This is a genomic window from Herbiconiux oxytropis (assembly GCF_024979315.1).
GTDB lineage: Bacteria > Actinomycetota > Actinomycetes > Actinomycetales > Microbacteriaceae > Herbiconiux > Herbiconiux oxytropis.
The window spans coordinates 177011-195967 of record NZ_JANLCK010000002.1; the positions used below are offsets into that span (position 1 = coordinate 177011).

The window sequence follows — 18957 nt, forward strand, 5'->3', positions numbered from 1 at the left end:
GCGCGCCGGTCGCGCCGTCACCATGCTGCTCGGCGCCGCCATGATCACGGTCGGGTTGAGCGGCTGCCTCGGATCGGGACCCCAACCGCTGGCTGCCGATGAAGTGCGCGATGCCTTCCGGCGGGCTGCAGAATCCTACGGGACCTTCGCTTCCCACTACAGCACCCGGGAGACCCTGCGCATTGCACTCGATTTCGGACTGGCACCCACGCTGTCGATCGAAGGTCTGACCGTCGCAGAACTGGACAGATATCCGTTGCGGAGCGGTCAACCCATGCTGTACCGGACGGAGCCTGATGCGCTCGCCATCCACGTCATCGCATACGGGTACGCACAGCTCCAGGGATTCGGGGGCAGTTCGGATGCCTATGCCCACGCCTGCGCGACACTGACCGCCACCCCCGGCAGCACGGAGGTGTCGATCGAGAAGGTGGACTGCCCTGAGCCCGTGCAGACGGGGATCGCCTCGCACACGGGAACCGCTGTCGACCCGCGGTAGCAGGTCGGACATGCCGCGGCCCCTGCGGCCCCACGGCGCCCAAGCAGCCCCACGATCCCTCACGATGCCCCGCGGCACCTCCGACTTGACACTAGATGCGCCTAAGAGCGCCGACTTGGCGCATCTTGTGTCAAGTCGGCGCTCTTAGGCGCGAATTCTGTCAAGTGGGAGGGAGTTCAGGGTGCGGACGGGCCGGCCGACGCCGGCGACGCGTCGGCCCAGGCGAGCTCCCGGAGCTGGGCCGCCGTGACCGACGAGCGCGGGTACACGACCCCGTCGCAGGAGCCGCCGCGGAAGACCGCGATGGAGTCGGCGAGCTCCGTGAGCTCCTCCTCCTCGGAGGAGACCACGATCACCGCCACGTTCTTCTCGGCCGCGAGCGTGCGGATGATGCCGTAGATCTCGCGCTTGGCCCCGATGTCGACGCCCTTCGTGGGCTCGTCGAGCAGGAGCAGCAGGGGCGCCTGCAGGGTGGCCCGGGCGAACAGCGCCTTCTGCTGGTTGCCGCCCGAGAGCGACGTGATGGGCGCCGAGACCTGGCCGCGGATGGAGACCTGCGACAGCACGTCGTCGGCCGATCCCTTGAGCGCGCGCCAGCGCAGCACGCCGCCGCGGATGTACTTGCCGAGCACCGGCAGCACGACGTTCTCGATCGAGGACATCTGCGGCACGAAGCCGTCGAACTTGCGCTCCTCGCTGAGGAACGCAACGCCCGCCTTGATGGCCTGCGCCGGGCTCTTGGGCCGGAACGGCTTGCCGAGCAGCTTCAGCGACCCCTCGGCGAGCGGGAAGGCTCCGTAGACGGTGCGGAGGAACCGGGTGCGGCCGGATCCGACGAGACCGTAGATGCCGAGGATCTCGCCGGCGTGCACCGTGAGGTCGACACCGTGGAGGTTGTTGCCCGAGAGACCGGTGGCCTCGAGCACGGGCGCTCCGAACTCGCGGGCGCGCGCCGCCTCGGAGACGGTCTCGACCGATTCGAGGGAGGTCTCGCCCAGGCCGTCGCCCACGATCGCGGCGACCGCGGCGGTGTCGACGGGCCCGGATCCGTGGTCGCCCACGATGGCCTCGATCACGGCGGCCCGATCGACGTCCTCGACCGAGCCGTCGAGCACGATCCGCCCGCCGGAGAGACCGATGACGTGGTCGGCCACGGCGAAGACCTCGTCGAGCTTGTGGTCGACCAGCAGCACGCCGATGCCCTGCTCGTCGACGAGCCGGCGCACGATGCCGAGCAGGTGCTCGACCTGCTGCTCCTCGAGCGCGGTCGTGGGCTCATCGAGCAGGATGTACTTGGCCTTCTGGTTGATGGCACGGGCCACCTCCACCATCTGCCGCTGCGCGACCGGCAGCGACGAGATGAGGTCGGTGGCGCGCGCGGTGATGCCGTACTCGGCGCAGAGCTCGTCGGCGCGGCGGTTCATCTGGCGGCGGCTGAGCACACCGCCCGAGACCTGCTCCTGGCCGAGGAAGATGTTCTGCGCGACCGTGAGCTGGTCGACGAGCGAGAGCTCCTGGTAGACGCAGGCGATGCCCGCGGTCGAGGCGTCGCGGGGTCCGGTGAACGACTGGGCCTCTCCGTCGATCCGGATCGAGCCGGAGTCCGGCACCTCGGCCCCCGAGAGCGAGCGCAGCAGGGTCGACTTGCCCGCGCCGTTGTGGCCGATCAGGGCCGTGACGCGACCGGGCCGGATGGCCAGGCTCACGTCGGTGAGGGCGTTCGTGGGGCCGTAGCTCTTCGAGATGCCGTCGACGAGCAGTCCTTCACCGGTCATGGCGTGCTCCCTGCTGATTATGTGGAGAAGAAGGGGGGTGGACGGCCGGGCCTGCGAAGACCCGGCCGTCCGGAGTCCGGAGGCTTATCCGAATTCCTTGGCGCCGACCTCCTGGCCGGACGTGTACAGCTTCAGCGGCTGCAGCACCTCGGCCGGAACGTCTTCGCCACCGAGGTAGGTCTGCACGTTCTCGAGCACGATCCGCGCGTACTCGTAGGGCTCCTGCGCGGCGCACGCCACGTACTCGCCCTCGAGCGGGGTGTCGGCGGCGCAGAAGCCGTAGACCTTGATCTGGTCCTGCTTGCCTGCCTCCTTGATGGCCTGCAGCGCACCGACCACGGCGGGGCCGGTGTCGCCGAAGATGACGTTGACATCCGGGTTGCCCTGCAGCAGCTCACCGGTCACCTGCAGAGACACGGCGGGGTCGACGTTGGTGTCGAGGGTCTCGAGCACCGTGGTGTTCGGGTTGGCCATGATGGCCTCGGTGAAGCCCTCGTCGCGCTGGATGGTGGGGATCTGCGACGGCTCGCCCAGGATGCCGACGACGAGCGGGGTCTCGGTGCCGAGATCCGCGATGGCCTGCTCACCGAGCTGCTTGCCGCCCTCGGTCTGGTCGGCGCCGACGTACTGCACGATCGTGGCGCCCTGGTTCTCCAGGCCCTCGGGGTCGATGGTCACGTTGACCGAGAACACCGGGATGTTCGCGGCGTTGGCCGCCCGCACGCTCGAGACGCCCGTGTCGGAATTCACGGCGTTGAGCGCGATGGCGCAGACACCCTTCTGCACGAACGCGTCGATCTGCGCGAGCTGGTCGCTCTCGCTGTCGTTGGCGATGGCCACGTCGACCTCGTAGCCGAGCTCCTCGGCGGTGTCCTCGAAACCCTCCTGCATGGCGATGTAGTACGGGTTGATGGTGTTCGGCAGGGCCACACCGATGGTGGGGTTCTCGTCCGAACAGGATGCGGGCAGGCTGCCTGCCGCGTCGGTGGAGCTGCCGGCTCCGTCGCCGGTGGCGGCATTGCTGCACGCGGCGAGGGAGAGAGCGAAAACGCCTACGGCAACAGTGCCGAGGACCTTTCTCGTGTTCATGGTTGTTCCTCTCGTTGGTGTGACTTCAGGACTTGCTGGGTGTGGTGGACGGGGGAAGCGAGGGAGTGTCTACCGCGGGTCTCTTGGCGAACACCGGCCGGCCGGCACGCGAGCGGCGCAGGGTGTCGAACGAGACGCCGACGAGGATGATGACGCCGATCACGAGCGACTGCCAGTAGCTCTGCACGCTCAGCACGTTCATGCCGTTGGAGACCGCAGCGATGAGCACCGCGCCGATCATGGCGCCGAGCACCGTGCCCACGCCGCCGAACAGTGAGATGCCGCCGACCACCGCCGCGGCGATGGAGTAGAACAGCTCGTTGCCGGTTCCGGTGGCGGGGAAGCCGACCATGAGCCGGCTGGTCACGATCATGCCGCCCATGCCGCCGCAGAAGCCGGAGATGGCGTAGACGAGGATGGTGGTCCTCGCGATGTTGACTCCCGCGAGGCGCGCGGCGTTCTTGTTGCCACCGAGAGCGTAGACGTGCACGCCCTGGCGGGTCATCCGGAGCCACAGCCCGGCGATGACCGCGGCCACGAGCAGCAGGAGCACGGGCAGCGGCACGCCGGCGATCCGGCCTTGGCCGATCCAGGAGAAGCCGATGTCGCGCACCTGGATGGAGTTCGCTCCCGTGATGATGAGCGGGATCGCGAGCGCCACGCCCTGGGTGGAGAAGGTCGCGATGAACGGGGGGATCCGCACGTAGTGGATGAGCAGCCCGTTCAGCACGCCGAGCGAGGTCGCGGCGATGAGCGCGATGAGCATGGCGGCCGGCCATGGCACGCCCGCCTGCATCACGAGCGCCACGAGCACGCCCGACATGGCGATGTTGGCGCCCGTGGAGAGGTCGATGCCTCCCGTGAGCAGCACGAAGGTCTGGCCGAGGGCGAGGAAGCCGATGACCGTGCCGTTGACCAGCAGCGTGAAGCCGTTGTCGATGGTGCGGAAGTTCGGCGACAGGATGCTGAACACGAGCAGCACCGCCACCAGGACGATGAAGATGCCCGTCTCGTCGGGCAGTCTGCGCTTCTTCACGTGAACCTCGCTGTTCTTGCTGGTCGGTGGCTTGCGGGCGGTGGTGGTGTCAGTCATGGAACGCTCCGTCGAGGCCGGCCCAGTCGGCGGCCCTCGTGTAGGTGTCGCGGATGCGGGTGTAGTCATGGCCGCCGGGCTCGGCGACCACACGGGAGGCCGGAGCCCACTCGTCGCGCAGCGTGCGGATGTCGGCGCCGCGGAGCACCGCGGCCGCCTGGGCCGCCGCTCCCCCGGCCACCGCGTCGACGGCGTCGGTGATCTCGACGGGCCGGCCCGTGACATCCGCGATCACCTGGCGGTAGGCGGCCGAACCGGATCCGCCCCCGGTCACGAGGAGGCGGCCGCCGAGGGCGAGCCCGGTCTCCTGCATGCGGCGCTGGCCGCGCTCCATGCCGAGCACGACGCCCTCGAAGGCGGCGAGCGCGAGATCCTCGCGACTCGTCTCGCTGCTGAGGCCGGCGAGGAGGCCGCGGGAGTGCGGGCGGTTGGGGGTGCGCTCACCGTCGAGGTAGGCCACGAGGAGCGGCCGGTCGGCCTCGCGCGGCGCGGCGAGGGCGAGACGCTCGAGCTCGCCGTGGTCGGCGCCGAGCAGGCGAGCGACCGTGTCGGTGACCTTCGCGGCGTTGAGGGTGCAGATGAGGGGGAGGTAGGCCCCCGTGGCATCCGCGACCGCGTTGACGATGCCGGAGTGGTCGAACACGGGGAACTCGCTCGTGGTGAACACGACGCCGGAGGTGCCGAGCACGTAGGCGAGCTCACCCGGGGCGATGCCGAGGCCGACCGCGCTCGCGTGCTGGTCGCCCGCGCCCGCACCGACCACCGCATCCGCCCGCACGCCGAGCTCGGCCGCTGTGGCGGCGGGCACGGTGCCGGCCTGCTCGGAGGGGCCGAGCACCTCGGGCAGCATGTCGGCCCAGGCCTTCTGGGCATCGACGAGCTCGAGCACCTCGGTGAGGTAGCGGCCCTCGGGCGCGCTGTAGTACCCGGTGCCGCTCGCGTCGGAGCGGTCGGTCACGGTGCGTTCGCTCCGGAGGCTGGCACCCGGGGTGCCCCCGGTGAGGCGCCAGGTGAGGTAGTCGTGCGGCAGCAGCACACCGGCCAACCGGGTGAAATGCTCGGGCTCGCGGGCCTTCAGCCAGGCGAGCTTGCCGATCGTGAAGGAGGGCGGCGGCAGGGTTCCGATGCGGTCGGTCCAGGCATCGCCGCCGATGCGCTCGGTGAGGGCGGCGATCTCGGCCGACGCCGTGGTGTCGTTCCAGAGCTTGGCGGGGCGGATGACGCGGCCCTCGGCATCCAGCGGCACGAGGCCGTGGCACTGGGCGGCGACGCTCACGGCCACGATGTCGTCCGCAGCGATTCCGGCGTTCTCGCGGGCGCGACCGAAGGCGAGCACCGTGGCGGCCCACCACTCGGCGGGATCCTGCTCGCTCACGGGCGGGAACGTCGGCGTGTGCGGCGCCCTGCCCGAGCCCAGGGTGGCTCCGGTGTCGGCGTCGCGCAGCACGACGGTGGTGGACTGGGTCGAGGAGTCGACCCCGGCGACGACGGGCACGGTCAGCCCCGTTCGTCGACGTGGGCGGGGATGGTGAGGCCCTCGAGCTGCTCGGGCAGGTTCGCCAGAAGGCCCACGGCCCCACCCGGGTGGGTGAAGTGCACGCGCTCCCAGCTCACCGCACGCGCTCGCATGAGCACCACGGCGAGCGCATCGAGCCACGTGCTGTGCGCGAGCGTCGAGCCCATCGCGAGCAGGTTGCCGGGGTCGGCCGACGGGAAGTTGCGGAGCTCGACCGTGATGTCGGCGAGCTGCCCGAGCGGTGACCGGCCGTTGGCCGTGATGGCTACCACGGTGGTGCCGACACTCTGCACGCGGGCCGCGAGGTCGTTGAGCTCGGAGGACGAGCCGCCCTTCGAGAGCGCGATCATGACATCGTCGGCCTCGACGGCGCCCATGGAGCCGTGCAGGCCGTCACCCGGGTTGAGGAAGAACGCGGGCGTGCCGGAGACCGAGAAGAGGTGGGCCGATCGGCGGGCGATGAAGCCGCTCGTGCCGGAGCCCGTCATGACGACCTTGCCGGTCATCGCCTGCAGCAGGGAGGCGACGCGCACGAAGCGCTCGTCGATCTGGTCGAGCACGTCGAGAAGGGCCTCGGCCTCGAGCCGGACCTGCTGACGGCCTGCCTCGATGACGGCGGATTCTGGGGTGTCGTTCATGTCCGGATGTCCTTCTCGCACGGCGGTGTACCTGGCATCAGTATGAGCACGCGTTTGCACGTCTGTCAAACAGGCCGCTCAAATGAGCGGGTTACAGACGGTGATTCGCGCATATCATGAGGGCTGTGTCTCCCCCGTTGAGTCCTGGCGCCGCGATCCTCGCCGCGACCGTCGCGCGCCGTTTCTACATCGACGGCAGCACGAAGTCCGAGATCGCCGACGAGATGGGGCTCTCCCGCTTCAAGGTGGCGCGGCTGCTCGAGCAGAGCGTGCGCGAGGGCATCGTGAGGTTCGAGATCGCGACGCCGGACTCGTTCAACTCCGAGCTCTCCGAGATCGTGCGCAAGCGCTTCGGCCTCCGGCGCGTGGTGGTGATCGACGTGCCCGACGAGGAGCGCACGCCCGCCGGCATCCGGCAGGCCGTGGGCCGGGGCGCCGCCGCGGTGCTGAGCGACCTCGTCTCCGAGACCGACGTGCTCGGCATCGGCTGGGGCCGCACGCTCAGTGCCATGTCGCTCGAGCTCACCGAGATCGCCCGCTGCCTCGTGGTGCAGATGGGCGGCATGGTGGGCTCGGTGGCCGAGAACTCGCTCGAGCTCGTGCGCAAGATCAGCGAGGTGGGCGGTGGGCAGGCGTATCCGCTCTTCGTTCCCCTCGTGGTGCAGGATGCGCTGACCGCGAGGAGCCTCGCGGGTCAGCCGGGCGTCGCGGCCGCCATGAAGCTCTTCGACTCGATCACGGTCGCGGCGGTGGCGGTCGGCAGCTGGGATCCGCCGGACTCGCAGATGATGGCGAGCCTGCCGGTGGAGGAGCGCGAGGCGCTCGTGGGCAAGGGCGTGGCGGCCGAGGTGCTCGCCACGCTCATCAAGCACGACGGCACGGTGCTGCCGGACCTCCAGGACCGGGCCATGGCCACGGGCATCGACGTGCTGCGGGGCATTCCGGAGCTCGTGCTCATCGCGGGCGGCGAGTCGAAGGCCGAGGCCGTGCACGCCGTCATCAACGCGGGGCTCGGCACCACCCTCGTGACCGACAACTCGCTCGCGGAGCTGCTCCGCACGATGTAGCCGCGCGCGTCGCCGGCAGTACAGCTAGTGCGCGTGGGTGTGGGCGTCCGCGGTCTCGCGGAGGAGCTCGATCTGGGCGGCGGCGTTCTCGGCGCCGAACACGCTCGAGCCCGCCACGAACGTGTCGGCCCCGTGCTCGGCCGCGGTCGCGATCGTCGTCGCGTCGATGCCGCCGTCGACCTGCAGGCGGAGCTCCAGTCCTTCGGCGTCGACCCGCTCGCGCAGGGCCCGGAGCTTGGGCATGGTCTCTGGCATGAACGCCTGGCCGCCGAAGCCGGGCTCCACGGTCATCACGAGCACCATGTCGAACTCGCCGAGGATCTCGAGGTAGGGCTCGATGGCCGTGCCCGGCTTGAGGGCGAGAGCCGGCCGGGCGCCGGCGGCGCGGATGTCACGGGCCACGGCGGCGGGGTCGTCGGTCGCCTCGGCGTGGAAGGTGACACTCGCGGCACCGGCCTCGGCGTAGCCGGGAGCCCAGCGCCCCGGATCGCTGATCATGAGGTGCACATCGAGCGGCAGCGGCGAGCTCGCGGTGATGGTCTCGAAGATCGGCATGCCGAACGAGAGGTTCGGCACGAAGTGGTAGTCCATCACGTCGAAGTGGATCAGATCGGCGGTGCGGATGCGCTCGAGCTCAGCGCCCAGTCGGGCGAAGTCGGCGGCGAGGATGCTGGGGTGGATTCGTGCGCTCACGGGTTCGACCCTATTCGCATCATCGCACCGGCACGCGACGGGCCGTCGTGACCTGCCCTGCGAGGCGGAGGTCGTGGACCAGGTCGGCGACCCGGGCCGCGCCGGGGATCCCCGGTTCTCCCCCGCGGAGTGCTCCCTCGGGTCGGCGTTACTCCGAGCTCAGCTTCTTCTGCTCCTTGGTGCTGGCGAGCTCGATCTTCCGGGGAGCGGGCAGCTCCTTGAAGGGCACGACGACCTTCAGCACGCCGTCGTCGAAGCTCGCGGTCACCCCCTCCTCATCGGCCTGCTCCGGCAGGGCGATGCGGCGGTAGAAGCTCGTGGCGCTCTCCCGGACGACGTACTTCTTCTGGTGCTTGCCCTTCTCCTCCTTCTCATGTCTCTCGGCCTGGATGACCAGAGCGCCCTGATCGACGTCGACGCTCACATCCTCTTCGGAGAAGTGGGGTAGATGGGCCTCGACCGTCAGCTGGCGGTCGCCCTCGGTGTAGATGTCTGTGGTGGGAAGCGCAGCCCGCCTGGTGACGCCGAAGACGCCGTCGGAGAGGAACTGCTGCTGCAGGGCCGTCAGCTCTGCGAGCGGATCGAACCTGACCAGATTTCGTGCCATGGGGTATCTCCTTCTTTGGGTGATCGGTGATGGTGTGTTCACGGTAGAAGCGTCCGCGGCGGGCCGACAGAGGCCTTGGTCCCCCCTCACGAAGTCGAGTGCCCGATCACGTCGCCCTAGGCGGATGCGAGGGCGCGGCCCTTGAGCAAGGCGAACTCGTCGACCGTGATCGCACCGTCGTCCAGCAACGCCTTGGCCTTCTCGATCTCGTCCACCGGTGTCCGTGGGTGGTCCTCCTCCCCGTCGAACGTCTGCCGGAGCTGGGACGCGGCTCGAGCCGCCCGTTCCTGCATCGCGGGCCCGCGCACGACCAGGTAGACCAACGCGGTGAGGAAGGGCACGAACACCAGTGCGACGATCCAGAGAGCTTTCCACCACCCGTTGAGGTCATGATCCTGGAAGAGGTCGGCCACGACCGCGATGAGAGCCAGCAGGTAGGCAGCGAAAGCGAAGACCCAGAACAACGACCAGATGAGGTCCCACAGGTGGATCACGACGGTTCCCTTCGTAGACATTCGAGACCGGTCGGAGTGATCGATCCCACTCGTCCAGAGTGGGGGCGACGATGTCTCGCGGGTAGGGAACTAGGTCCCGGACCACTCGTGATCGATGCGGAGTGACCTACGCCCCTACCCACTCGCCGCGACTCCGGAGACGCTGGTCCGACGTCGTACGACGCACGGGGAACCGATGACCGAGATGGCCGAAGGAGAACGATGAACGAGTCAGGACCGCACGACGGAGAGCGCGACCGCGACGAGGTCGAATCAACTCCGACCCAGCCTCTCGACGTCGCGGCCGTGATCAGAGCGCTCGACGCCGCCGACGGACCCCGCTGATGAGCAGGGTCCGTCGGCGTGCGCGGTGGTGGTCGGCCTGTCACCGCATCAGCGCATCGAGGATCTTCTTGTCGCCCTCGTCCACCGCCTTGGCCACGGCGCGATAATCACCGTGATCGATCGCCTTGTCGAGCTTCTTCGTGGCGTGCTCGATAGCGGCATCGACGCGGTCCAGATAGACGTCGTCGAGCACGACGACGATGGCCGACGAGCCGGCCGGCAACCACTCCTCGGCGTCGACTCCGATCGTGTTCTCCTCGTGACGCTTCACGAGCGCCGACACACCCGCCCCTGCACCGGCGCCGACGACGCCGAGCAGGAGCAGCGGAGGAGCGAAGAGTCCGACGGCCAGGCCGGCCACGGCACCGAGCGCCGTGCCGACAGCGATGAGTCTCCCGCCGTGCTCTTCCACGCGCACCCGCCCGTCCTCGCTCCGGGAGAGCACGACGGCGGCGACCACCGACGTGTCGTCGAGCGCCCTGACGGCTGCGAAGTCGCGTTCCGCGGCCGCCGGATCGTCGTAGGCTCCGACGACGAGCACCAGGTTTCGTTCAGTCATGATGTGTCCTTTCCTTGTGTGCGGTCCCATCCCGGTCTGCGGAATGCGTAGAAGATCAGAGCGGGGCTTCCCAGCACCGCGATGACGAGAGCCACGATCCACGGGTACGCCGATGGATCGAAGGCCGTGAAGCCCTGCGGCGGCACGAACGCGAGCACGAACGCCGCGAGGCAAGCGACGAAGCCGACGCCCGCCACGATGCTCAGCGCCGGCACCCGATAGGTGCGCTTGACGTCTGGCCGCTTGCGCCGCAGCACGATCGCCGCAGCGAACATCAGCATGTACATGATCAGGTAGAGCGCCGCAGCCATGTCGACGAGCGCCACGAAGGCTGCGCTCACGTTCGGCACGATCACGAAGATGGCGGCCAGCAGCGTGACGAGCGTGCCTTGCAGCATGAGGATCCCGGACTGCACGCCCGCCTTGTTGCGCTTCTGCAGCACCGGAGGGAGCAACCCGGTCTCCGCAGCCGCGAGGAGGCCTTTCGAGGGGCCCGCGATCCACGTCACCACCGACGCCAGAGCGCCTGCGGCGATGAGTGCGGACACCACGGCCGTCGCCCAGCCCAGCCCCCACTGGTCGAAGTAGGCCTGGAAGGCCAGCATGATGCCGTTGGTGAGCCCGAGCTGCTTCTCGGGCACCGCGATCGAGATGGCGAGGGTGGGCAGGATGAACACCAGGAGGATGAGCACCGCCGCCAGGAACACCGAACGGGGATAGCCCCGGCCTGGATCCTTCAGCTGGTTGACGTGGACGGCGTTGACCTCCATGCCGGCATACGCGAGCACGTTGGAGACGATGAGCACGATCGACGCGATGCCGGTGAAGGGCGGGATGATCGCCGAAGGCTCCAGAGACACATTGCTCTCCCGTCCGCTCCCCAGCCAGATGAAGCCGAAGACGATCAGGAGCACGGCGGGCAGCAGCGTGCCCAGGATGCCGCCCCACGATCCCAGCTTGGCGAACAGGTTGCCCCCGCGCAGCGTGACCAGGGTGGATCCCCAGTACAGCACCAGGATCACGATCGCGGTGAAGAGCCCCGAACCGGACAACGACGGGTCCAGGAACGTGAACGCGAGGGCGGCCGCGATGAAGGCGATCTGGGTCGGGTACCAGACGACGTTCTGGATCCACTGGAGCCAGACCGCGAGGAATCCCCAGCGGTTGCCGAAGGCCTCCCGCACCCAGACGTACACGCCGCCCTTCCATCCCGTGGCCAGTTCGGCGGCCACCAGCGCCGTCGGGATGAGGAACAGCACCGCCGGGATGATGTAGAGGGTCACACTGCCGAGCCCGTAGATGGCCATAGCGGGGAGCGAACGGAGACTCGCGACCACCACGAGGGTGAGGAGCGCGAGCTGCCCCACCCCGAGGTAGGTCGAGACCTTGCTCTGTGCCGACACGTCGATGGCCTAGTGGTGGAAGCCCGGCCGCTGGCCCTCGGTGGGCATCGGCGACGTCAGGGCGTCGAGGTAGGCGGTCTCGGTCTCGATGTCGGCGAGCAGTTCCGCCGCCAGATCCATGCTCAGTCCGTTGCGCACCACGATGCGCTGCACGGTGAGCCCCGTCAGAGCCTCGGGCATCGGATAGGCCGGAACGAGCCAGCCTCTCTGCCGCAGCCTGTCCTGAAGGTGGTAGAGGTTCCAGTTCGACGTGTGCCCGTGGCGGAGATACCAGGCGAACACGGGGATGTCGCTGCCGTCGTTCCACAACTCGAACGCATCGAGCTTCGCGATGCCGGCGGAGAGGAACCTGGCGACGTCCTGCGCCGACTGATGCACCGCCCGGTAGCCCTCGAATCCCAGGCGGAGGAACATGTAGTACTGCAGCAGCACCTGGGCACCCGGGCGGGAGAAGTTCAACGCGAAAGTCGGCATCGTCCCTCCGAGATAGCTCACGTCGAAGATCAGGTCCTCCGGCAGCCACTCCCGGCGACGCCACACCACCCAGCCCAGGCCCGGATACACGAGCCCGTACTTGTGGCCCGAGGTGCTGATCGAGTGCACTCGTTCGACCCGGAAGTCCCAGAGCAGATCCGGTTGCAGGAACGGAGCGATCATCGCGCCGGAGGCCCCATCGACGTGGATGGGGATGTCGAGTCCCGAAGAGGCCTGGATCTCGTCCAACGCTCGAGCGATCTCGGCCACGGCCTCGTACATGCCGGTGTAGGTGACTCCCATGATGGCGACGACCCCGATGGTGTTCTCGTCGACGAGCTCGGGAAGATGATGCCCGTCGAGCACGCGGTGCTCTATGGTGATGGGCACGAACCGCGGTTCGACATCGAAGTAGTTGCAGAACTTCTCCCAGCAGACCTGAACCGCAGACGACATCACGAGGTTGGGCCGGGACGCGTCCGCACCGGCGATGCGGCGGCCCTTCTGCCAGCGCCGCTTCAGGGCGAGCCCGCCGAGCATGCACGCCTCGGAGGAGCCGATGGTCGAGGTCCCGATGGTCTCTTCCGCGTCGGGCGCGTTCCAGAGGTTCGCGAGCATGTGCCAGCAGCGGTCCTCGATGGCGGCGGTCTGAGGGTACTCGTCCTTATCGATCATGTTCTTGTCGAACGAGGACTGATACACCTGCTTGGCGGCGTCGTCCATCCAGGTCCCGACGAAGGTGGCGAGATTCAGCCGTGAGTTGCCGTCCAGCATGGTCTCGTCCTCGACGATCTGCCGCGCCGTCTCGGGCAGGGACTCCTGCCGCGGCATGACGTGCCTGGAGGTGATCGTCGCCTCCCCCGGACGGGTGAACTGCGGGGTGAGTGCGCCGTCTGCGGGGCGTGTGCTCATCAGGTCCTCTTTCCGATCTCTCGTCCAACGTGCGACGAGATTAGGTCGGACCGCCGGCGGCCGACCAGAGGCTTTGGGCCCTTACGCCCACCGGTCGGGCAGGCGAGAGTGGCGGAGGGCCGTCACCGAGGCCCCACGAGGAAGGCGTAGACATGTGCACAGCGATCAGGTTCTCCGACGGGAACGGTCATCTCTATCTGGCGCGCAATCTCGACTGGGAGTCGGGATACGGCGAGCAGGTGGTCGTCACGCCGAGCGGAACCACCGCCACGTCGCCGTTCGGCGCCGTGGCGGCCACGCCGCACGCCGTCATCGGGATGGGCATCGTGGAGCAGGGCACTCCGCTGTACTTCGACTGCGGCAACGACGCCGGTCTCGCCGTGGCGGGTCTCAACTTCCCGGGCTACGCCCACTACGCACCCGGCCCGGTGGAGGGCGCGACGAACGTCGCCGCCTTCGAGTTCCCGCTCTGGGCCGCGTCGCAGTTCAGCAGTGTCGACGAGGTCGAAGCTGCACTCGCCCACGTCGTCATCGTCGACCGGCCCATCGACGAGAAGTACCCGAGCTCTCTGCTGCACTGGATCATCGGTGATGCCGAGCGCTCCATCGTCGTCGAGCACACGGAGGACGGTCTGCACGTCTTCGATGACGACGTCGACGTGCTGGCGAACCAGCCGGGCTTCGGCTGGCATCACGACAACCTGCGCAACTACCTCAATGCGTCGCCCGACTTCCCCGACAACCGTGTGGTCGGGCGGGCGCACCTCACCCCGTTCGGCTCGGGGTCGCAGATGCGGGGGATCCCCGGCGACTACTACTCCCCGTCGAGGTTCGTGCGTGCGGCCTACGTGAATGCGCACTATCCCGGGAAGTCCGACGAGATGGAGAACGTCAACCGTGCGTTCCACACCCTGCAGCAGGTGGCCATGGTCGAGGGCTCAGCCGCGATGAGCTCCGGAGAGTTCGAGAAGACGATCTACACGGGGCTCTTCTCGTCCCGAACCGGCCGCTACTACTGGAACACCTATGACGACTCGACGATCCGCAGCGTCGCGCTCGACGACCACGGGCTCGCGCTCGAGGCACGTGGGATCAGCGTGCGCGGCAGCTGACTGTCAGGACGAGGCGTGGGAGAAGCCAGGCGTCGAGGATGCTGGAGTCGATCCGGGCGCTCACGCGTCCGACCCTATCGAGTCGGCGGCGGAATGCCGGTCGACGCCGCAGGAGTCGCGCACGTGCAGCGCGGGGGCGAGGGACACGAGGCGGGTGGGGCGCTCGGGATCCGCGATGCGGGCGACCAGCAGCTCGAGCGCCTGACGGCCCATGCCCGCGACATCCTGCGCCAGTGCGGTGATCCGGGGCTCGAAGAGGTCGGCCCATTCGAAGTCGTCGAACGAGGCCAGGGCGATGTCCTGCGGCACGCGCAGCCCGAGCCCACGGAAGGCCCGCATGGCGCCGATGGTCATGGCGTTGTTGAGGGCCACCACGGCCTCCGGGCGACGACGCCCGAGCAGCTCGAGCAGCGCACGCTCCGACGACTCCGCGTTCGAGTTGCCCACGACGACGAGTTCCGGATCGACCTCGAGCCCCCGTGCGGCGAAGGCCGCGCGGAAGCCCTCGAGGCGCTCATCGGTGGAGCGGATGCCAGGGGTTCCGGCGAGCACCGCGATCTCGCGGTGTCCATGCTCGAGCATGTGCGAGGTGAGGCGCTTCGTCGAGTCGATGCCCTCGGCGAAGACCTGGTCGGCGTCCACCTCCCGCACGTGCCGATCGATCAGCACGAGCGGGATCCCGCTCGCTTCGAGCAGCGGCATCGTCAACCGCTGCGAGTCGACGCCCGGGGCCACGATGATCCCGTCGACCCGGCGTTCGAGGAAGGTGTTGACGGTTCGCACCTCGATCTCGGCGTCATCGCGTGAGTCACCGATCATGAGCGTGTAACCGGCTTCGCTCGCGGCGGTCTCCATCGCGTTGACGAGGTTCGCGATGTAGGGGTTGGTGAGGATCGGCACGCACATACCGATGGTGTGCGTGCGTCCGGCGGCCAGAGCCCTGGCGAGGGTGTTGTGCCGGTAGCCGGTCTCCCGGATCGCGGCCTCGACCTTCTTCCGGGTGGAATCGCTCACCCGGCGGGTCTCGTTGAGGACGTGGGAGACGGTGGCTCCCGAGACGCCGGCACGGCGGGCAACGTCGTCCATCGTCGGCACAGCGAACCTCGCAACTCTCGGCATCAAGGGTGGGGTCCACGCTATACCCGCTCGGCGTAAGCGCTTGCATGTTCGCGAAGTAAGCGCTTGCGCAAGGGCTTACGTGTCCTCTAGTGTGGCCAGCACCGAGCGACACCGCGATGCGGACGCTCCCGGACCAATGGAGGTTTCGACCGATGCGCGATGTCTATCTCGGTGTCGACTTGGGCACGTCGAGTGCCAAAGCCGTGCTGCTCGATGGGCAGGGGCTCGTGCTCGCGCAGGCCCAGAGCCGCTACGACGTGCATCGTCCCGCCTCCGACTGGGCTGAACAGGATCCCGAGTCGTGGTGGCGAGCGGTCTGCGGCGTGATCTCCGACGTGCTCAGCCGGGGTCCGTTCCGGGTGCTCTCGGTCGGGCTCGCGGGCCAGATGCACGGCCTGGTGCTGGTCGACGACGCCGGGCTCCCCACACGCAACGCCATCATCTGGTCCGACTCGCGCTCCCGGGCGCAGGAGCGCATCTGGGCCGACCGCGTAGGGAACGACACCGTCACGACCACCACGGGGTTCCCCATCGCCACGGGCTTCGCCGGAGTCAGCCTGAGCTGGGTGCGAGACGAGGAGCCCGAGGCCTACGGGCGGGCTTCGACGGTGCTGCTGCCCAAGGACTTCATCCGCTACCGCCTCACGGGAGAGCTCTCGACCGAGCCGACGGATGCCGGCGGGTCGCTGCTCTACGACATCCGCCATCACACGCCGGCCACCGCCATCATGTCCGAGCTCGAACTCGACCCGGACCTCTTCCCCTCCGTGGTGCCGAGCCTCTCGGTGAGCGGAGCCGTCTCCTCCGAGGCCGCCAGGGAGACCGGGCTCGCGGCCGGCACACCCGTGGCTGCGGGAGGCAGCGACCAGTCGATGGGGACGATGGTGCTCGGACTCGAAGACCCCTCCCGAGTGGCGATCGCCATCAGCTCAGGGGGCACCGTGTTCAAGCGCACCGCCCGACCGCTCGACAGCCGGTTCGGCCTGCACGTGATGCCGCACGCGGTCGAGGGGACATGGCTCGCCATGGGAGTGGTGCTCTCGGCCGGTCTCGGCATCGACTGGCTCGCCGACCGCGTCTTCGGCGAGCAGCGCTCCCCCGCAGCCCTCTCGGCGCTGATGGCCGACGCCGACGACGTGCCCGCCGGATCCGAAGGCCTCATGTTCTCGGCCGCCCTCGCGGGAACGCGCACACCGCGAGTCGACGCCTCGCGCCGCGGATCGCTCGTGGGTCTCGGCTTCGAGCACGGCAAGGCGCACATCGCCCGCGCCATGGTGGAGGGGGTCTGCGTGGGTCTCGACGCTTCCGTGCGGAGCATGGCGCAGGCCGGCGAGCCGATCCGGGAGATCGTCGTCTCCGGTGGAGGAGCGCGCTTCCCCGTCTGGCGCCAGACGCTCAGCGACGTCACCGGGCTCCCGGTCGTCGTGAGCTCCGATCTCGAGCATTCCGCCATGGGCGCGGCGTCGACCGGCGCTCTCGCCGTCGGCAGACCGCTCGAGACCGACTTCGGCACGCACGTGGGCGAGACCATCCACCCCGACCCCGCAGCCGTGGCGGTCTACTCCGAACTCCGATCCGAGCTGGCCTCCGTCGAGCTCGCCCTCGCGAACCGAAAGGAACCACAGTCATGACCACACGAGAGCCGGTCCTCTCCGCGCGCGGGATCACCAAGCACTACGGGCACGTCCAGGCGCTGCGCGGCGTGGATCTCGACATCTATCCCGGCGAGGTCGTCGGCCTCGTCGGCGACAACGGCGCCGGCAAGTCGACCCTCATCGGGGTGCTCTCCGGCACGCACGCACCGAGCGAGGGCACCCTCGAGTTCGAGGGCCGCCCGGCGAACATGCACAGCCCGCTCGATGCTCGAGCCCTCGGCATCGAGACGGTCTACCAGGATCTCGCCCTGGCTCCGGACCTGGCCGTCTGGGCCAACCTGTTCCTCGGGCGCGAGAAGCTCAAGAAGGGTCTCCTGGGGCGGCTCGGCTGGCTCGACCGCAAGGCCATGATCGACGAGGCCGAGGCGCAGCTGAAGCACACCCGCATCCGGATCGGTTCGACGCTCGGCCGGGCGAGCGCGCTCTCGGGCGGGCAGCGCCAGGCCATCGCCGTGGCGAGGGCGGTCTCCTGGGGTTCGAAGCTCGTGCTCATGGACGAGCCGACCGCGGCCCTCGGCGTGGAGCAGCAGCATCGGGTGGGGGAGCTCATCCAGAACGTCTCGGCCACAGGACTGCCGGTGCTCCTGATCAGCCACAACCTTCCGCAGGTGCGAGAGCTCTGCCACCGCGTGCTCGTGCTGCATCGCGGCCGCATCGTCGCCGACCTCGACCCCAAGGTGCACGGGGTCGAGGAGATGATCCGCTGGATCACCGGCGCCGCACTCGAGGAGCAGACCCATGCCCGTTGACACCACCGACCGTTCCACGACCCAGGGGAAGAACCCGATGTCCGCCACTTCGTTCACGACCTCCACCGACATGACCGGCTCAGAACAGCGATCCGGCCTCAGCCGGTTCACCGGCCTCCTCGGGCGGGGCGACGGCGATGTCGCCCGTGTCCTGATCCTGCTGCTGCTCGTCGTGGTGCTCGGCCTGATCGCGCCGGCGTTCTTCTCGAAGGCCAGCTGGATCGCCACGTCGCAGTACTCCACCCAGATCGTCCTCCTCGCCATCGGCCAGGCCTTCGTCATCATCACGGGCGGCATCGATCTGTCGGTGGGCGCCGTGCTCGGCTGCTCCGCGATGATCTCGGCGGTCTCGATGAGATCGATGCTCGGCACCGGGATGGACGAGACGCTCATCGTGGTGGTCGGCTTCGCCATCGGCGTGGGCAGCGCCGCCGTGATGGGGCTCGTGAACGGCCTCGTGATCACGAAGATGAAGATCACCCCTTTCATCGCGACCCTCGGCATGCTGGGGGTCGCGACCGGAGGGACGAACCTCATCAGTGGCGGATCGGAGATCGTCGAGCTCCCGGCTCAACTCAACACCGTGGGCAACGCCACCGTCTTCGGCGGATGGCTGACGATCCCCGTGCTGGTCACGATCGTCGCCGCGGTCGTGGCCGGTCTCGTGCTCTCCCGCACCCGCTTCGGCATGCGCACCTACGCGATCGGCTCGAACGCGGCCGCCGCACGCCGGGCGGGCATCGGCGTCGACCGCCAGCTGATCAAGGTCTACGTGCTCTCCGGGGTCATGGCCGGCATCGCCGGAGTGCTCCTGATGTCCCGCTTCGTCGACGCCTCGCCCCTGGCCGGTGCCGACGCCGAGCTCGCGTCCATCGCCGCCGCCGTCATCGGCGGAGCGAGTCTCACGGGCGGCCGCGGGTCCATCCTCGGCGCCGTCATCGGTGCCGCGATCACGGCCACGCTGCAGACCGGGCTCATCCTCGCCGGGGTCGCCTCCTTCTGGCAGACCGTCGCCGTCGGGGTCATCATCGTGCTCGCCGTCTTCGGCGACCAGCTGCGGATCACGTTCTCCCGCGCCTGAACCACCACTCCCCCACCGCGCCCGCGGCGGGGAACCCACCACACCCACCACCGGAGCCAATGGCGGCTCCAGACAGG

Annotated in this window: 19 protein-coding genes and 1 pseudogene; 7 read left to right on the forward strand and 13 right to left on the reverse strand. The window is 68.8% G+C overall.

Features of this window, described 5'->3' with window-relative positions; genetic code table 11:
* The first annotated feature begins 22 nt into the window (after positions 1-22).
* The gene (locus N1028_RS03915) at positions 23-499 is read left to right on the forward strand and encodes a hypothetical protein (RefSeq protein WP_259525511.1); all 477 of its coding nucleotides are present in this window, start codon (positions 23-25) and stop codon (positions 497-499) included.
* 176 nt (positions 500-675) lie between these two features.
* On the opposite strand, the gene N1028_RS03920 is transcribed toward N1028_RS03915, so the two are convergent.
* The 6 genes and pseudogenes from N1028_RS03920 to N1028_RS03940 form a co-directional block, all read right to left on the reverse strand.
* Positions 676-1725: an ATP-binding cassette domain-containing protein gene (locus tag N1028_RS03920; protein ID WP_445727702.1), complete on the reverse strand. Its 1050-nt coding sequence runs from the start codon at positions 1723-1725 to the stop codon at positions 676-678.
* A 51-nt stretch (positions 1726-1776) separates the two neighbouring features.
* A pseudogene (locus tag N1028_RS19795) lies at positions 1777-2202 on the reverse strand (ATP-binding cassette domain-containing protein); the annotation flags it as partial.
* 156 nt (positions 2203-2358) lie between these two features.
* On the reverse strand, positions 2359-3363 hold the full coding sequence (locus N1028_RS03925) for a substrate-binding domain-containing protein (RefSeq protein WP_259525513.1): 1005 nt from the start codon (positions 3361-3363) through the stop codon (positions 2359-2361).
* A 25-nt stretch (positions 3364-3388) separates the two neighbouring features.
* Positions 3389-4456, reverse strand: a complete 1068-nt coding sequence (locus tag N1028_RS03930; protein ID WP_259525514.1) for an ABC transporter permease — start codon at positions 4454-4456, stop codon at positions 3389-3391.
* Positions 4449-5951, reverse strand: coding sequence for a xylulokinase (xylB, locus tag N1028_RS03935; RefSeq protein ID WP_259525515.1), 1503 nt, complete (start codon positions 5949-5951; stop codon positions 4449-4451). The genes N1028_RS03930 and xylB (N1028_RS03935) overlap by 8 nt, the downstream gene beginning before the upstream one ends.
* 2 nt (positions 5952-5953) lie before the next feature.
* Positions 5954-6610 (reverse strand): KpsF/GutQ family sugar-phosphate isomerase, encoded by a 657-nt coding sequence (locus N1028_RS03940; protein ID WP_259525516.1) that lies wholly within the window; start codon positions 6608-6610, stop codon positions 5954-5956.
* A gap of 125 nt (positions 6611-6735) precedes the next feature.
* Between N1028_RS03940 and N1028_RS03945 the strand changes: the two genes are divergently transcribed.
* The gene (locus tag N1028_RS03945) at positions 6736-7677 is read left to right on the forward strand and encodes a sugar-binding transcriptional regulator (protein ID WP_259525517.1); all 942 of its coding nucleotides are present in this window, start codon (positions 6736-6738) and stop codon (positions 7675-7677) included.
* 24 nt (positions 7678-7701) lie between these two features.
* On the opposite strand, the gene rpe is transcribed toward N1028_RS03945, so the two are convergent.
* The 3 genes from rpe to N1028_RS03960 form a co-directional block, all read right to left on the reverse strand.
* Entirely contained in the window at positions 7702-8370 is a 669-nt protein-coding gene (gene rpe / locus N1028_RS03950; RefSeq protein WP_259525518.1) for a ribulose-phosphate 3-epimerase, read from the reverse strand.
* A 148-nt stretch (positions 8371-8518) separates the two neighbouring features.
* A complete protein-coding gene (locus N1028_RS03955) occupies positions 8519-8977 on the reverse strand; it encodes an Hsp20/alpha crystallin family protein (RefSeq protein ID WP_259525519.1) in 459 nt (152 codons plus the stop codon).
* A 116-nt stretch (positions 8978-9093) separates the two neighbouring features.
* Positions 9094-9492 carry an SHOCT domain-containing protein gene (locus N1028_RS03960; RefSeq protein WP_259525520.1) on the reverse strand — a complete coding sequence of 133 codons (399 nt, stop codon included), beginning with the start codon at positions 9490-9492 and terminating at the stop codon, positions 9094-9096.
* Positions 9493-9693: 201 nt separating this feature from the next.
* Here N1028_RS03960 and N1028_RS03965 point away from each other — a divergent pair, with 201 nt between their 5' ends.
* Positions 9694-9816, forward strand: a complete 123-nt coding sequence (locus tag N1028_RS03965; RefSeq protein WP_259525521.1) for a hypothetical protein — start codon at positions 9694-9696, stop codon at positions 9814-9816.
* 40 nt (positions 9817-9856) lie between these two features.
* Here N1028_RS03965 and N1028_RS03970 read toward each other — a convergent pair whose 3' ends face one another.
* The 3 genes from N1028_RS03970 to gad are packed head-to-tail and all read right to left on the reverse strand — an operon-like array spanning position 9857 to position 13164.
* Positions 9857-10375, reverse strand: coding sequence for a DUF1269 domain-containing protein (locus N1028_RS03970; RefSeq protein ID WP_259525522.1), 519 nt, complete (start codon positions 10373-10375; stop codon positions 9857-9859).
* Entirely contained in the window at positions 10372-11778 is a 1407-nt protein-coding gene (gadC, locus tag N1028_RS03975; protein ID WP_259525523.1) for a glutamate/gamma-aminobutyrate antiporter GadC, read from the reverse strand. Before gadC ends, N1028_RS03970 begins: the two co-directional genes overlap by 4 nt.
* Positions 11779-11787: 9 nt before the next feature.
* On the reverse strand, positions 11788-13164 hold the full coding sequence (gene gad, locus N1028_RS03980; RefSeq protein ID WP_259525524.1) for a glutamate decarboxylase: 1377 nt from the start codon (positions 13162-13164) through the stop codon (positions 11788-11790).
* Positions 13165-13316: 152 nt separating this feature from the next.
* Here gad and bsh point away from each other — a divergent pair, with 152 nt between their 5' ends.
* Positions 13317-14276 (forward strand): choloylglycine hydrolase, encoded by a 960-nt coding sequence (gene bsh / locus N1028_RS03985; RefSeq protein WP_259525525.1) that lies wholly within the window; start codon positions 13317-13319, stop codon positions 14274-14276.
* A gap of 60 nt (positions 14277-14336) precedes the next feature.
* On the opposite strand, the gene N1028_RS03990 is transcribed toward bsh, so the two are convergent.
* Positions 14337-15362, reverse strand: a complete 1026-nt coding sequence (locus N1028_RS03990) for a LacI family DNA-binding transcriptional regulator (protein WP_259525526.1) — start codon at positions 15360-15362, stop codon at positions 14337-14339.
* A gap of 185 nt (positions 15363-15547) precedes the next feature.
* Here N1028_RS03990 and xylB (N1028_RS03995) point away from each other — a divergent pair, with 185 nt between their 5' ends.
* From xylB (N1028_RS03995) to N1028_RS04005, 3 genes are read left to right on the forward strand one after another with little or no spacing between them, the layout of a single operon-like run.
* Positions 15548-17026 carry a xylulokinase gene (gene xylB / locus N1028_RS03995; protein ID WP_259525527.1) on the forward strand — a complete coding sequence of 493 codons (1479 nt, stop codon included), beginning with the start codon at positions 15548-15550 and terminating at the stop codon, positions 17024-17026.
* A complete protein-coding gene (locus N1028_RS04000) occupies positions 17023-17799 on the forward strand; it encodes an ATP-binding cassette domain-containing protein (RefSeq protein WP_259525528.1) in 777 nt (258 codons plus the stop codon). The genes xylB (N1028_RS03995) and N1028_RS04000 overlap by 4 nt, the downstream gene beginning before the upstream one ends.
* Positions 17789-18880 carry an ABC transporter permease gene (locus N1028_RS04005; RefSeq protein WP_259525529.1) on the forward strand — a complete coding sequence of 364 codons (1092 nt, stop codon included), beginning with the start codon at positions 17789-17791 and terminating at the stop codon, positions 18878-18880. The genes N1028_RS04000 and N1028_RS04005 overlap by 11 nt, the downstream gene beginning before the upstream one ends.
* The last annotated feature ends 77 nt before the right edge of the window (positions 18881-18957 follow it).